This is a genomic window from Lelliottia wanjuensis, assembly GCF_030238365.1.
Classification (GTDB): domain Bacteria; phylum Pseudomonadota; class Gammaproteobacteria; order Enterobacterales; family Enterobacteriaceae; genus Enterobacter; species Enterobacter wanjuensis.
The window spans coordinates 244,008-258,299 of sequence record NZ_JASSOT010000001.1 but is presented as its reverse complement, the minus strand read 5'-3'; the positions used below and the strand labels follow the sequence as shown (position 1 = coordinate 258,299).

The 14,292-nt window shown below is 55.3% G+C and carries 14 protein-coding genes; 4 read left to right on the top strand and 10 right to left on the bottom strand.

All coding sequences use genetic code 11. The features are described from left to right. Positions 1 to 26: 26 nt before the first annotated feature. The 8 genes from QQF33_RS01225 to QQF33_RS01190 all read right to left on the bottom strand — a co-directional run bounded on the left by QQF33_RS01225 (position 27) and on the right by QQF33_RS01190 (position 9,383). Positions 27 to 1,544 (bottom strand): carbohydrate porin, encoded by a 1,518-nt coding sequence (locus QQF33_RS01225; RefSeq protein WP_285157239.1) that lies wholly within the window; start codon positions 1,542 to 1,544, stop codon positions 27 to 29. Between the two features lie 176 nt (positions 1,545 to 1,720). Then, a complete protein-coding gene (locus QQF33_RS01220; protein ID WP_285157238.1) occupies positions 1,721 to 2,614 on the bottom strand; it encodes an aminoimidazole riboside kinase in 894 nt (297 codons plus the stop codon). A 90-nt stretch (positions 2,615 to 2,704) separates the two neighbouring features. Continuing rightward, complete coding sequence (locus tag QQF33_RS01215; protein ID WP_285157237.1) at positions 2,705 to 3,937, bottom strand: diguanylate phosphodiesterase; 1,233 nt, start codon at positions 3,935 to 3,937, stop codon at positions 2,705 to 2,707. Positions 3,938 to 4,079: 142 nt separating this feature from the next. Continuing rightward, positions 4,080 to 5,387, bottom strand: a complete 1,308-nt coding sequence (locus QQF33_RS01210; protein ID WP_285157236.1) for a type II toxin-antitoxin system HipA family toxin — start codon at positions 5,385 to 5,387, stop codon at positions 4,080 to 4,082. Next, positions 5,388 to 5,639 carry a helix-turn-helix domain-containing protein gene (locus QQF33_RS01205; protein ID WP_285157235.1) on the bottom strand — a complete coding sequence of 84 codons (252 nt, stop codon included), beginning with the start codon at positions 5,637 to 5,639 and terminating at the stop codon, positions 5,388 to 5,390. A gap of 92 nt (positions 5,640 to 5,731) precedes the next feature. Continuing rightward, the gene (locus QQF33_RS01200) at positions 5,732 to 7,213 is read right to left on the bottom strand and encodes an alpha/beta hydrolase (protein ID WP_285148805.1); all 1,482 of its coding nucleotides are present in this window, start codon (positions 7,211 to 7,213) and stop codon (positions 5,732 to 5,734) included. 141 nt (positions 7,214 to 7,354) lie between these two features. After that, entirely contained in the window at positions 7,355 to 8,116 is a 762-nt protein-coding gene (locus tag QQF33_RS01195) for a SapC family protein (RefSeq protein ID WP_285148806.1), read from the bottom strand. Between the two features lie 349 nt (positions 8,117 to 8,465). After that, positions 8,466 to 9,383 (bottom strand): LysR family transcriptional regulator, encoded by a 918-nt coding sequence (locus tag QQF33_RS01190; protein ID WP_285157234.1) that lies wholly within the window; start codon positions 9,381 to 9,383, stop codon positions 8,466 to 8,468. Positions 9,384 to 9,513: 130 nt separating this feature from the next. Between QQF33_RS01190 and QQF33_RS01185 the strand changes: the two genes are divergently transcribed. Beyond that, positions 9,514 to 10,926, top strand: coding sequence for an MFS transporter (locus QQF33_RS01185; protein ID WP_285157298.1), 1,413 nt, complete (start codon positions 9,514 to 9,516; stop codon positions 10,924 to 10,926). 44 nt (positions 10,927 to 10,970) lie between these two features. On the opposite strand, the gene QQF33_RS01180 is transcribed toward QQF33_RS01185, so the two are convergent. Both QQF33_RS01180 and QQF33_RS01175 read right to left on the bottom strand, forming a co-directional pair. Then, entirely contained in the window at positions 10,971 to 11,399 is a 429-nt protein-coding gene (locus QQF33_RS01180; protein ID WP_285144446.1) for an OsmC family protein, read from the bottom strand. Positions 11,400 to 11,486: 87 nt separating this feature from the next. Beyond that, positions 11,487 to 12,368 (bottom strand): LysR family transcriptional regulator, encoded by an 882-nt coding sequence (locus tag QQF33_RS01175; RefSeq protein WP_285157233.1) that lies wholly within the window; start codon positions 12,366 to 12,368, stop codon positions 11,487 to 11,489. A 113-nt stretch (positions 12,369 to 12,481) separates the two neighbouring features. Between QQF33_RS01175 and QQF33_RS01170 the strand changes: the two genes are divergently transcribed. The 3 genes from QQF33_RS01170 (at position 12,482) to bdm (ending at position 14,260) form a co-directional block, all read left to right on the top strand. Continuing rightward, a complete protein-coding gene (locus tag QQF33_RS01170) occupies positions 12,482 to 13,333 on the top strand; it encodes a Vmh family MBL fold metallo-hydrolase (protein WP_285157297.1) in 852 nt (283 codons plus the stop codon). 51 nt (positions 13,334 to 13,384) lie between these two features. Then, positions 13,385 to 13,906, top strand: a complete 522-nt coding sequence (locus tag QQF33_RS01165; protein WP_285157232.1) for a VOC family protein — start codon at positions 13,385 to 13,387, stop codon at positions 13,904 to 13,906. Positions 13,907 to 14,044: 138 nt separating this feature from the next. Beyond that, a complete protein-coding gene (gene bdm / locus QQF33_RS01160) occupies positions 14,045 to 14,260 on the top strand; it encodes a biofilm-dependent modulation protein (RefSeq protein ID WP_100780123.1) in 216 nt (71 codons plus the stop codon). The last annotated feature ends 32 nt before the right edge of the window (positions 14,261 to 14,292 follow it).

Genomic DNA, 14,292 nt, shown 5'->3' with positions numbered 1-14,292 from the left:
CCCCCGCAGTGCGGGAGCGTAAAGGGTTAAAACCAGGTTTCCATCTGTACCCCAAAGTTCCATTCCCCGCCCGCGTTGAAACCGCTGCTGCCAAAGGCATCATCGCTGGCGTAGTGATCCAGTTTGCTGCTCCAGTCCATCCAGGTGGCGTACAAACGCAGTTCCGGGCGACTGAAGAAATCGCCGATCTTGCCGGCTTTTAAGGTTGGCGCGACGGTCAGTTTGTAGAAACTGCCGTTGACGGCGTTGCGATCTTTGTAGCCTTTCGGGTCTAAATCCATGTACTGATAGCTGCCCTCAAAGGCCAGCGCAAAGTTCTGGGTGACCTCTTTGATTAAACGTGTATTCAGGGTGACCCACTCGTAGCTGTCGCCTTTGACATAGCGATCTTTGCTGCTCTGGGCCAGCACCGCCGGGGCAATATGCCACCCGCCGCCGACTGGCGTAGTGCCATAGGTCGCGAATCGCCAGGTGTCCGCCTCCGACAGAAGCGCGCCATCAGAGCCGAGACTTTTCACTTCGGCGCCCAGGCCGTGGCCGTACAGCAGCGCGGTTTTCGCCGAGCCTTCTCGCAGGCCGTAGAAACTCTCATTATGCAGACCGACCAGGGCATGGACACCGTGATTGGCCGCGTCAGTCTTGATAGCGTCGCCGTTGGCGTCTTTGCGGTCATCGTTATCTTTGGCGCGCATCCCGCTCACCATCACCTGCAGCGGACCGGCAAAGTGATTCATACTCAGGATGTAGTTCTGGACGTTGTTGTCGATCTCTTCCTGGCTGCCGAAGTTGCGTCCATAGAGGGAGAAGTTACTGCGGAAATCATCGCTCCACTTCACGTCATACACCCCGCCGCCGGTCCCTGCGAGGAACACCACATCAGAATCGAGCCAGTGAATGTCGAAATTATCGCGGTCGAAACGCTTCCCGGCCCAGAAGGTGCTGCCTTTCAATGGCCCGCTGAAATCAGGTAATTGCCCCAGCTCGGCAAAGGCCTGGCGAATATTGAGATCGCTCGAATCGGCAGACCAGTCGTTATAGGTTTTTTGGCCGTCGGCCAGCATCGCTTTAAAACGTGTGGTCGCGCCGTTATCCAGCGTCTGTTTATGCTCCACGTTCAGTTCGACGTAGGTATCGGCTTCGTTGCCAAGACGCCCCACTGCACCGCCCGTTTCCCCGGCAGGCGTCAGATAAGGGCCGCTTTTGCTGCTGGATGCCGCATCGTTCATCAGTAAACCCGAGCGAGCATACCCGTGGAACTCAAACCCGCTGGTTTGGTCGGCTTTTTTCTCCAGCGCCGCGGTACGCTGTGCGACTTCCTGAGTGGTGGTCTGGGTTTGCTGTTGCACGGCCACCAGCTGCTGCGTTTTCTGCTCTGCGGCACTGGCGCGCTTTTCAGCGGCCTGCGCGCGGCTCTCTGCCTCCTGCAAACGTTGTTCGAGCATCGCAAGACGCGCTTCAATACTGTTCATATCCGTCTGAGCGTAGACGGAGGCACTCCCGGCCAGCATGCCAATCATCACGGCAAGTCTGCGTTTTTTATACATTTTGTCGCATCCCTAAAAGAGGTTATTGAAAGTTGCTAATCTGCTAAACCGGTTTAGGTGAGTGATACTAAACTGCTGAATTTTGGATCGGCAATGTTTTTTGCTAAACCGATTTAGTAAATGTGACCAGGGCGACAATTCAGACCGCAGACGAGCGGTCTGGGGAGGGAAAGTAATTACAGTTCGTGCTGGTAAGGCAGCGCGGTCATCGCACCTTTTGAGGTGGTCGCCAGCGCGCCGCAGCGCTGCGCCAGCGTCAGGATCGCAGGGAGATCGCCCGTATGATTGACCAGCCCATACAGCAGTCCGGCGACAAACGCATCTCCGGCGCCGGTGGTATCCACACTTACCACCGGCGCTGCGGAATACGCGGTCAAGGTGCCATTGTGCCAGGCGACAACGCCCTCTTTGCCTTTTGTCACCAGCACTAAAGGTGACTGAGACTGGCTAACCACCAGCGCCAGCGCGGGCTCCAGCTCATCAAGTCCGCTCAAAAAGGTCAGCTCCTCAACGGAAAGTTTTACGACATCGGCTTTACGCATCGCCTGCATCAGACACTCGCGTAACTGGTTATCATCCTGCCAGAGATCGGGACGAATGTTGGGGTCAAAGCTGACATAACCCCCCGCCGCTTTGATGGCATCCATCGCCTGAAACGTCGTGGTACGACTGGGCTGTGCGCTCAGGGCAATCGAGCAGACGTGCAGCCAGTCGCCCTCGTGAAAGCCTGGCAGATCCTTTTGCGTCAGAAACAGATCAGCGCTCGGTCGTACCATGAAGGTAAACGAGCGTTCTCCGCTTTCGTCCAGGTCCACCACCACTGTCGAGGTGCGATGCAGAGGGTCGAGATGCATCCACTCTACATCCACCTTTTCTCTGATTAATGTCTGACGCAGAAAGCGGCCAAAAGGATCATCGCCCACTCTGCCGATAAACGCGCTATGCCCGCCAAGCCGCGCAATACCAACCGCCACATTGGCTGGCGCCCCGCCCGGACACTGTAATAGTCGTCCCTCTCCATCCGGAAGAAGATCGACCACGGCGTCGCCCAGCACCCATATTTTTTTCATGCTCACCTCAAGCTAAACTTTAATTAAACCGGTTTAGCTATTTAAGCACATCATGGCACAATGGGAAATATCGCCTGGGCACGTCGTCTTTTAGTTTCTGGTGTGATGGGAAGGATTAACCTGCGGCCAGTGAATATCCCCGACGCCGTTCAGCTGCGGACGGGCAAACAGAAACCCCTGGAAGCGTTTGATACCGGCAGACTCCAGCCAGCACCACTCCTCCATTTTTTCGATCCCCTCTGCCACCAGCGTAATTTCCATATCGGTACAGCAGCTGACAATGGATTTCACAATCGCCTGCTTCGGACCGCTAAGGTGAATATCGCTGACAATTTCCCGATCGATTTTGATTTTATCCGGCTGGAATTTGGTGAGCAGCGACAGCCCGGCATAGCCCGAACCGAAATCATCGATCGCCAGCCCTATTCCCGCTACCCGCAGCTGTTTAATGGCGCTGATAAATTGATTGAAGCCGGAAATCATCTCGTTTTCCGTCACTTCTACCACCACCTGCTCAGGCAACAGATGGTGTCTGGCGATGTTATCGACCAGAAACTCCACCGCGTCAGGAACGTTAATCAGCGAACCCGGCAGCAGGTTAATCGCGATTTTGTGATCGCCAATGCCAATCTTCTCCGCCAGCGCGAAGGCATAGGCTTTGGTCTGGAGATCAATCTCGTAGAGTTTGTCGGCAGGGATCTCGTTAAAGAATCGCTCCGGGCTACCGCCGTCGTTACCGCGAATCAGGGCTTCCAGAGAGGTGATTTTCCCCTCCGAAGGTTCAACAATCGGCTGGAAGGCAAACTGGCAAATCTGATTGGTCATCAAGCCTTCGACGCCACGACCAAAAGGCGCGACTTCGGACTCCAGCTTCCAGTAATCCGGGCGAAACAGGCCGTCATCCCCTGGCTTCTTTTGCCGGGTGATAAAGGACTGAATGAATTTAAAGACCCGATCTTCCGAGGTGAGATAGCTTTCGAGTTTGCTGTAGCGCAGCACCGATTCCAGTACGGACTTTGGCGTATCGACCTGCAGATCGAAAAGCAGCATGCCGACGTTTTCGAAGCGTCGTCTTGGCCCATAATCGCGCATCAGCTCCACCACGCCGTGATGACGCTTATCCGCGCGGATTTTATGGAACAGCTTAACGACGCTCTCTTCCTTCCCCTCGAGGATTTGCAGGAACTCAGCGCCGTTAAACAGCAGAATGCCGGTAATGTTCAGCCCTGCATTCCGCTGCTTCGCTTTTTCGACCAGTGAAATGAGTTTGAAAGGTTCACAGGATGAATTTAACTGGCTTCGATAAATGAGTGTAGTCAGCACAGCGCGTGTATCCCGTCATGATAATTTGGTCTTTAAGCGATTGTTTATCATAATTTATCGCTGTCGACTAATAATATATCCTCAAAAAATCGTTTTCAGATTGCCTGGTATATACATAAACAATGTAAATGTAAGCGCGGGTTTATTCCGCCCTGAGCAGCCTTTCCGCCTGCTTTTCCATCCCGCGGAAAATCGCCTCGCTAATATGCGAAGGAAAATCAGCGGGTAACAGCGCACTCACTTTATCAATGACATCAGGCGTCATGGTTCCAATCTCCGCCATCATGGCCCTCGCCCGCGCGGCCGAGAAACCGACACGTTCAGCCGTGGCCGGGAAATGACGCGGCTGAATTTGCGCCCAGTGGTACTGACGGTTTTTACCCTGTAGCGCCATCGCCATTTTCGCTTTCTGTGCAGAGATGCCCTTTGCGCCCAGAATGGGATAAGCCGACAGGATGTCGTACAGCGGTGTCATGACATACGAAGATTCCGGCTCGATAAACACGCTGAAGTTTTTCGCGTGGCCATCAATGGCGCCAATCAGCCAGTAGAAGATCTGCGTACGGAAAAAGGTATCGCGATCCTGCAAAGCGCGACGCGAACCCAGTAACAGGGTCATGATTTCCGCAATACCGGGGCCGCCGTGAGACTCATATTTCAGCGCCGGGGAATACCCCAGCGCCTGACACATATCTTCCTGCGGGAGTCGCATCAGCCAACTTCCGTCCCGCGACCATCTGCGGTCGAAACGCTCAACGACCAGCACCGTTTTATCCGCCCAGGTCGCTAAGGATGCATCCGCAACGGCGAAACCAAACTCCCGAGCAATCTGCAGGCAAAGCCACTCGTTCTCACAGCTTTCCGTCAGATCGATATTGTTCTGTTCGATTTTCCCGATTGGGAGTTTAAAGATATGGCTGGTCGGCGTGCTGCCGTGCGGTCGCTGCCACTGCCCCTGATGCCAGAGCAGCGCGGTTTTCTCCTGAGCCCCGGCAAGGGAAATTCGAAAATCCTGGTCGTCGCTCATGCCCAGCGGCGCGTTACGGTATCCGTCGAGCAGCGTCGCAATGTCCGCATCCGTCAGCGGCGTGGAATGTATCTGCGTGACTGCAGGCATGGCGATATCGTCGGGATAGAGCTGAATCGCCCCGACGCAGTCGCGTCCGACGCTTGCCAGCAGATCAAAGGGATGATCGGTCGGCACTTTAAAACGGGTTTGCAAGCGGGCAATAATCGCCTGCGAGTCGGGCAGCAAATTGCTGAAGAAGTTATAGACCGCCTCGCCTTCCTGACGACGCGGCGTGAGCGGCAGCGACTGGGAGATCACACGCGCACCGGGCGTTTGCAGCCACGTCTGCGCATATTGCCAGGACATCGCGCCTTTACCGTTACGATAAAGCGTGCCGACTACCGTGCCATTCATCGCCACGGTGAGCTGACTATTTTTCATTTACCACTCCTGAGTCCAGCCGCTGTCCTTGTCAGCAGCTGCGCCGCGCGGGACGACGTGTAATTCCAGTTCCAGCGCGGAAAGCAGACGGAACAGCGTTTCCAGCTTACTGGTATCCGGGTTTTGCTCAAAGCCTGACACGGTGGTCTGCTTCATGCCCACACGTTCAGCGGTCTCTGCCTGTGTCAGCTGCAGCGATTTACGCTGATCGCGTATCGCGTTAGCGAGCGTAGCGGATGTGGTAATTTTCATGGTGTCCTCTTTTATCCCCGATCGCGGATAAATTTAAAATATCCCCGATCGCGGATAAAAGCAAATTATCCTCGCAAAGGGATATTTACGATTTATCCCTTGTCGGGGATAATTCGCTGATTAATCCGCTCCAGCATATACCCGTAAAACGGATTCGAGGTCACGCGCATCAGGGAATCCATTCCCACCACCAGCGTGGAGGTCTCACCGCGCAGGGCGATGTTACCCAGATTAATACCGTAACGCCGTGGATCCACCGGTTCAATGCCGTACAGATCGTCCGTCGGCGGGAACGGGATCGCCACGTGGGATAAGGAGTAGAGATCGCGCGGATACGGCGTCGTCAACGGCTGGACGGTTTCATCTTTTGCCCCTGCCGCCGTGGTTCGGGCGACGGTATCTAAGGTCTGCGCAGACGCATTGGTAACTACCGTGATCGCGAACCGGCGCGGCGTGGGCGGTAGCAGCGCATTCACAGCCACATAAGATCCCGGCCTGAATAGCGGGCGCAGCGTACTCGCCTGGTTGATATCGAACAGCACCAGCTCGCTGCCGTTTTCCGGCAGGAGGTTAAACAGGGAATCGACCACCCCGCGCGTGCTGACGGTCGAATCCATCACCGACTGAAACGCCAGCACCGGCGGGAGTGCCGTCAGTTTGTTCTGGCGTGCCAGGATGTTGATCTGTTTTTGCAGCGCCTGAGTTAACTGCCAGGACTGGCGGGCGGCATTCACCGGGAACGAATTGTATTTGAACGGATTATATTCCGGCAGCACGCTGAGCCAGGCCGCTTTAGCAAAGGGCGGCAGCAGCGCAGGCAGTCCGGCGAGGCCGGCAAAACGGGCGAAGGCGTGGACGCGGATCATCGGTGACAGCAGGATCAGCTGCTGCGGTTTACGCAGATGAGGATCGTCAATGGCGTCGAGGGCGTATTTCATCGCCAGCGCCCCGCCGTTGGAATAGCCCACCAGATGCAACGGCACGTCGTTGCCCGCCAGACGAGTGGCTTCGCGCACTGAAAGACGCGCGACGGCCAGCCACTCTTCCCAGTCGACGTTGGTCAGTGCGCCTGGCGCGGTGCCGTGTCCGGGCAGACGCGGCGCGACGGCTACAAACCCGCGCTGCTGATAATCAACGGCGATACTGCGCACGCTGTAGGGAGAATCCGTCAGACCGTGCAGGAGAACGACGGCCCCTTTCGGTTTGCCCTGCGGCATCAGCACAAAGGAGTGGTTAGCGTCGTCGGGAAACTGCCCCGGCCACATCGGGCTGTGACGATAAAACCGGTTGAGCGGCGTCCGGTCAGCCTCGTCCAGCTTGTCCGTCACCTGGGTTTGTAGATCGTGAAAGATTGCCGTTTCGCGCGTCAGAAAATCACCAAAGCTGGCGCGGTCGGTCTCCTGTACGGAAAACTCATCCGCCGTCCAGGTATGCCAGGGATGCAACGCCGGGCCGGTTTGCGACTTATAAATTCTCACGGCCAGCAGCACGACCGCCACAATGCCCAGCACCACCAGGGCGTGTTTTGTCACCGCCCACAAACGCCTGCGTATCCGCCACGGCAGAGTCGTCATTTCGATCTCTCTTTCTGAAAAAATTGAGGTCTATAGTAAAAGAGATAACGCTGGATACCAAAAGTGTAAAGCGGACAGCAAAAAGGCAGCCTCAAAATCAGGCTGCCTTTCTCAATTTTTACCGCAAGATGGTTGTCAGGATTAATGTTTGACGTCAGCGGAGGATTTATTCTCCAGATGCATATCGAGGAGTTTGGGTAAGTTTGACAGGGACATTAAATGAGCCGTTATCCAGCCCAAATACCCTTTTTGGTTGAGTTCAACCAAAGCCTCTCCGTCCAGATTCGCCAGTTTTTTTTCACTCACCACCAGAAAATCCTGAACGTTAAATGCAACGTTGGTACTGCTGACTATCTGGGCTGCGCATTTTTCAAGAAGCAGATGTTTATTCAGCAGGTCAACAAATTCACGTGTGCGTTTCATTTCAATATTAAACCCATTCATAAACTGAAGCGTCTCTTCAAGAAACTCGCTATTTTTACCCTCTTTAGTAAACAGCGCCTTTCCTTTTTTCTTATTAAAACCGGGGAAAGAAGAATCAAAACACAGGGTGAATTCACTGGCGTCTTTATTAGCAGCGGCAATCACAAAGGGATAGCGGCGAATAAATGCCGGAATATAGCACCCTTTTTTCCAGGAATAATCACTCGCGACAAAGTCATTGCGACCAGCCTCAAGGCCCAGAAGTAAAAGAGGAGTGGTAGTGACGTCGCCATTATGATTTTCATTGACGAAAACAACAGGATAATGATGCGCCGCCTGATACAGCTCAACGCCAGCAGTCGGTACCCAATGCGTCTTCGCCGCGACTTCGAAACCGGTGACCGGATCCAGTTTTAATGATTTATGTGTATCACGAGACAATGCAGTAACATTTTTATATAACAGCATGGTATTAGACATTTTTTAATCTCTGAAGAGTCAAGTGACTCTTTGGTGGTAAAATTGTGCGGATACCGATTGATTTTTCAGCCATTCTCTTAACAAGAAATGAATATGGGCAAGAGCAAAGCATGTTAATTAATTACCTGTAAAACTTCACCCTTAAAAAGGATGAAGCATCTGGAATGTGAGACTGGCAACACCTATGTGTATGTTCAGAAAGTGTTTTCTAATTAATTATCATAATTTAATTATTCTTTAAGGAATTTTAATGAATGATGCGTTCGTCTTTTAGAATAATTTAAAGCAGACGTTAAAGACTTATGGAAATAATATCGTTAAGCCATAACGTAATAAAAATGATTCGCGACTACATGGCTTCACCCTGAATCTCCCGGCAAACGGCCAACACCGTTTTTCTCAGCCAGCGGTGAGCCGGATCCATTTCCAGCCGCGGGTGCCACATTTGTGAGACGGTGATGGTCCGGGTTTTAAACGGCAACTCAAACGCATGCAGCCGGGCGGAGGTTTGCGGGCGATGCAAAAATGACGCGGGAACCAGCGCGATCAGAGAGGACGCTTCGGCGACCGCCAGCGCCGCAGGGAACCCCGGTACCACGCTGGCGATTTTACGCGTCAGACCCCGTTCGGCTAACGCCTCGTCCACCGGTCCCTGCATCTGGCCCCGGCGGGAAGCCACCACATGCCCCCACGCAATGTAATCGCTGACGCTGACGGCGGCTAATGCCGCCAGAGGATGATCGTGGCGGACCACGCCAACAAAGCGATCGCGAAACAGCGCCTGAACACGAATTTCCGGTCCCATTTGGCTCAGCACGCCAATTTCCAGATCCACCAGACCTTCTCGCAGGGAGCGCGAGCTTTTCTCCGGTTTGGCCGCAAAGCGCAGGCACACCTGAGGCGCCGCTTCGGCAACCTGGGTAATCAACGCCGGGCCGAACGCCTCGATAAATCCGTCATTGGCGCGCACGACAAACACCCTTTCCAGCTCCGCCAGATTGAGTGATTCCGCGGAGGGTTGCAGTACCGCCCTCGCCTCCAGCATCGTATTACGCGCCCTCTCCCGGCTGGCCACGGCAAAGGGCGTCAACACCATATTCCGGCCAGCGCGAACCAGGAGCGGATCGCCCGTCACCTCCCGCAGCCGGCCCAGCGTGCGGCTCATCGCAGAGGTACTCACATTCATCCTTCGCGCGGCACCCGCCACGCTGGCCTCTGTCAGCAGCGCGTCCAGCGCAATCAACAGATTAAAATCGGGATCGGTCATCAGAGAACTCCGGTGAACAAGAGATAAGGCGTCTGATGCAACTATACAGTATCAATGCTGCGTCTTCCGCCTCTCCTGGTCAGGGAATAGAGTTTCACCCATACACACACTTGCTGATGAGACACAGATGATGGAACTCTTTTCTGATAAAGCCGGAGACGAAGGCTTGCCGGGTCGCGAACGTGGATGGGTGATGGCCGCCGTCATGACCTCTACCCTGATGGCGGTTTTTGACGGCTCAATGGTGAACATCGCCCTGCCGCAGATGTCGCATGCGCTGAACGTTGCCGCCCCGGTGGCCGTCTGGTTCGCCAACGGGTATCTGCTTTCGGCGGCCATGACGCTGCTAATCTTCGCGGCACTGGCCACGCGCATTGGCTTCAGGCCGGTGTTTATCTTCGGCCTGAGCCTCTTCACCCTGACCTCACTCGGCTGCGCGCTCGCGCCAAACGCCGAAACCCTGATCGTCATGCGTGTTTTGCAGGGGGTGGGCGGCGCTGCCACCTTAAGCATCGCTCCGGCGATACTGCGTTCAGTATTTCCGGGAAGATTGTTAGGCCGCATCCTCGGCCTGAATGCATTACTTATCGCCTCCAGCACCGCCGTCGCGCCCGTGCTGGGAGGATTCCTTCTTAGTGCCCTGAGCTGGCAGTGGTTATTCGCGATTAACGTTGTGCCCGGTCTGCTCGCCCTGATGCTGGCTTTCAAATCCATACCGCACAAACCGGCGTTGAGCGGACAACCGTTTGATCTCAAGGGAGCGCTACTATCCGCCACCCTGCTCGGCGCGGCGATCATGGCGACCAACAGTTTTGCCAGCCCGCACGCCGCCGACCACGCCATCAGCGCGTCGGTCATCAACTGGTTTGGGCTGGCGCTTCTCAGCGGCATCGCGTTTATCCGCCACATCCGGCGGGCGGATAAACCCCTGCTGCCGCCCGCGATTTTTCATTCAGGTCGGTTTTCCCTTGCGGCGCTCACCTCTCTGGCCAGTTTTATCAGTCAGGGCGTGACTTTCGTCGCCCTGCCGTTCCTGTTTCAGAGTGTCTATGGCTACAGCGCCTTTACCTCCGCGCTACTGTTCACGCCGTGGCCGGTGGGCATTGCGCTGGTTGCGCCCTGGGCCGGAAAACTGGCGGACAGATACGCCCCGTCGATCATTTCCACGGCGGGCCTGCTGATCTTTGCCATTGGGTTAGCGCTGCTGGCAACCTTGCCCGACTCGGCGGCGCAGTGGGATATTGGCCTGCGCAGCCTGATCTGTGGGATTGGATTCGGCTGTTTTCAGAGCCCGAATAATCGTGAAATGTTGTCGAGCGTGGTGCGGGAGTGGAGCGGATACGCGTCAGGCGTGCTGGCGGTGGTGCGCACCTTCGGTCAGTGCCTCGGCGCCGCGCTGGTCAGCGTGTTGCTGGCCGTGATGGTCTCGGCGAACACCATTGCGCAGCAGGATCAGGCGGTGAGAGTCAGCCTATGGCTGGCGGTCGCCGCATCAGGTTGTGCGATTGCATTCAGCGTGAGTCGATTGCGCAGAAATCAGTGACAACGTCACGAGAACCAGCGGCGGAGCCGCCGCTGGCAAGAGACTTAGTTGAGGGTGTAATCGAGGGTAATTTCCGCTTTCAGAAGTTGCGAGACCGGGCATCCGGCTTTCGCTTTCTGGATAATTCCATCGAACTGCTGCGGGTCGATGCCTGGCACGGTCACCTTGCTTTGCAGGGCAATTTTGGTGATAGCAAATCCGCCGTCGGTTTTATCCAAGGACACATCCGCCGTGGTATCGATGGAATCCGCGGTATACCCGGATTCCCCCAGCATCAGCGACAGGGCCATTGAGAAGCAGGCCGCATGCGCCGCGCCAATCAGCTCTTCCGGGTTGGTCCCTTTTTCGCCTTCAAAACGGGTATTAAAGCCGTAGGGTTGCTGATTCAGGACGCCGCTTTCCGTCGAAACCGTCCCTTTCCCGCGCTTAATGTCGCCAGACCAGTGTGCCGAACCGTGCTTATGAATCGTCATTATTGCTCTCCTTTTGGCTTGCAAAGGGTTAAGTATAGAACGTTGATTCCGATCTGAGAGGAAGGCAGAACAGTCTTAGGCAATTGTTCACAAAGCCATCAATGACTCGCCCAGCGCATCCAGGAACAGACGCTGCGCCGCAGGCTGGTAATCCCGCGACTGATAGATCCCAAAAATGCCGATCGGTTTTGGCATGAAATTACCGAGAACGGGAACCCGCTTTCGGCTCGCCAGCGCAGGCTGCGCTTCCCATTCCGGCAGCATCGCAATGCCGCAGTGATGGATGGCAGCCTCCATCAGCAGGGACGAAATACTGGCGCTCAGGTTGCCACTCACCGCCATAGAAACCACTTCCCCCGCCTCATTAACAAAATTCCACGACTGTCCGGCAAAGAAGCTGTAGTGCAGGCAGTTGTGCTGCGCCAGATCCTCCAGCACGTCAGGCGTTCCGTGGGCCGCCAGGTAGTCTGGCGACGCACACAGCACAGAGCGGCACTCACCCAGACGGCGGGCAATCATTCCCGGCTCGGGGTTGTCGGTGATACGGATCGCCACGTCGATGCGCTCGCCCACCAGGCTTACGGGATGGTTATTGACGTCCATTTCGACGCGCACCTGCGGAAAACGGGTCAGAAAATCCGGCAGCATCGGCGCGACGAGCTGCATCGCGGTAAAGTGCGCGCAGGCTACGCGCAGCGTGCCGGAGGGCGTCTCCTTCGAGGAGTGATCCTCGATCTCCTGCGACAGCCGCGTCAGGTTACGGGTCTTCTGCAGCACCTTTTCCCCGGCGGGCGTCAGCGTCAGTTTGCGCGTGGAACGGTGCACCAGCCGGGTTCCGGCCCATTTTTCCATCTGCTCCAGATACCGGCTGACCATCGGGCGCGAAATACCCAGCGCGCGGGCGGCAGCGCTCAGACTCCCCAGCTCACAAATACGGTTATAGACCTGGGCGGCGATCACGCGATCCATTGGTATGACTCCATCTGCTCGATTTATGAAACTAAGCATGTCTTGTTTCAGGAATTCTGGCAAATCGAGAGATCCGTACAATAGAGACTTTCCGACAATACCGAGACAAAATGATGAAGCTCAATCGCCTTGCCCTGCTGTGCGCCCTGTTCACTCCTGCGGTTTTTGCCGCGCCGTTAACCCTGGATACTTACAACCCGCAGGAGAAAGGGATTTTCGCCGTCTCCTCGACGCTGGTCTCCGGCCCGAAAGAAGCGGTGCTGTTCGACGCGCAGTTCAGCGTGAAAGATGGCGAAGCCCTGGTTAAAAAAGTGCGCGACAGCGGTAAAACGCTCAGCAAGATTGTGATCACCTCCGGCGACCCCGATTTTTACTTCGGCCTGCAGCCGCTGGTGAAAGCCTTCCCGAATGCCAAAGTGGTCGCCACTCAGGCGGTCGTGGACCATATCAAGGCCACCAAAGATGCCAAACTGGCCTTCTGGGGCCCGCAGATGAAAGACGGCGCGCCGTCTGAACTGATTGTGCCGCAGGTGATTGCCTCAACCACCTTTATGCTCGACGGGGAAAAAATCGATATCGAGCAGGCTGACAGCTACGCCGCGTACGTCTGGATCCCCTCCGCGAAAGCCATTCTCGGCGGCACCGGCGTTTCGTCTGGCATTCACGTCTGGACCGCGGATACGCAAACCAAAGCCAGCCGCGCGCAGTGGATCGCCACGCTCGATGAAATGGCTGCTCACAAACCGGAGCGCGTGATCCCGGGTCATTACCTCGGCACACCGCCAGCGGGTATCGAAGCCATAGACTTCACCCGCACTTACCTGCAGCAATTTGAGCAGGCGCTGGCCGCCCATAAAGACTCGGCGGGGGTGATCGAGGCGATGAAAAAACAGCAGCCGAAGCTGGCGGAAGTCAGCTCCCTGGAGCTGAGCGCGAAGGTCAATACCGGCGAAATGAAGTGGTAACAGGCTAACTGTCTCCTGCTATATTTATTCTTTTTATAGCAGGAGATGCTTATGCAAACCTCAGTCAGAGGAATTGACCACATTGGTATTACGGTTCCGGACATTGAAGCAGCGACGTTATTTTTTGAAAAAGCCTTCGCGGCAACCGTGATATATCGCTCCGTCGAACCCGGCAGTGAAAATATTGACCATCAGGCGCAGGAAAATACCTTAAAGTTATTTCCCGGAACAAAAATCCGCGCCATCAGGATGCTGGCCCTGCCCAATGGGCCCGGCATTGAGCTGTTTGAAATGCACGGCCCGGAACAGCAATCCCCCGCCCGCCCCAGTGATTTCGGCCTGCAGCACTTCGCCGTCTATGTCGATGATTTTAAAACCGCAATATCTGCTTTCACCGCCGCAGGCGGGGAGATGTTTACCGAGCCGAAACCCCTCTCTTTTCCCGCCGAACGCGGCGAAGGCAATGCGTTTTGCTACGGCAAAACCCCCTGGGGAAGTGTGGTGGAATTAATCTCCTGGCCGTCCCCGATGCCCTACGAAAAATATACCGAACTGCGCCGCTGGAAACCCTGATTTAACAGAAAAAAGGGTAATATGATATTTTTATTTCCAGGATGAATCTGAACCACAGCGGGAAGAATATTTGCCATTCTGAATGTGAATTATGAATTGCGAACCGGAATATTAAACAGATAACGACACGGAGGCAGCATGTTTACTCATTACTCAGCAAATACTCATTCCGCTCAACCGGCGCTGGTCAATGCCATTGAGCAAGGCCTGCGCGCTGAACATGGCGCGGTCACTGAAGATGACATTTTGATGGAACTCACCCGCTGGGTAGAAGCCTCGGATAATGACATCCTCAGTGATATCTACCAGCAGACCATTAACTACGTGGTGAGTGGTCAACATCGCCCCCTGTAAAAACCCTGCTATGCTGGATCTGCAACCTAAGG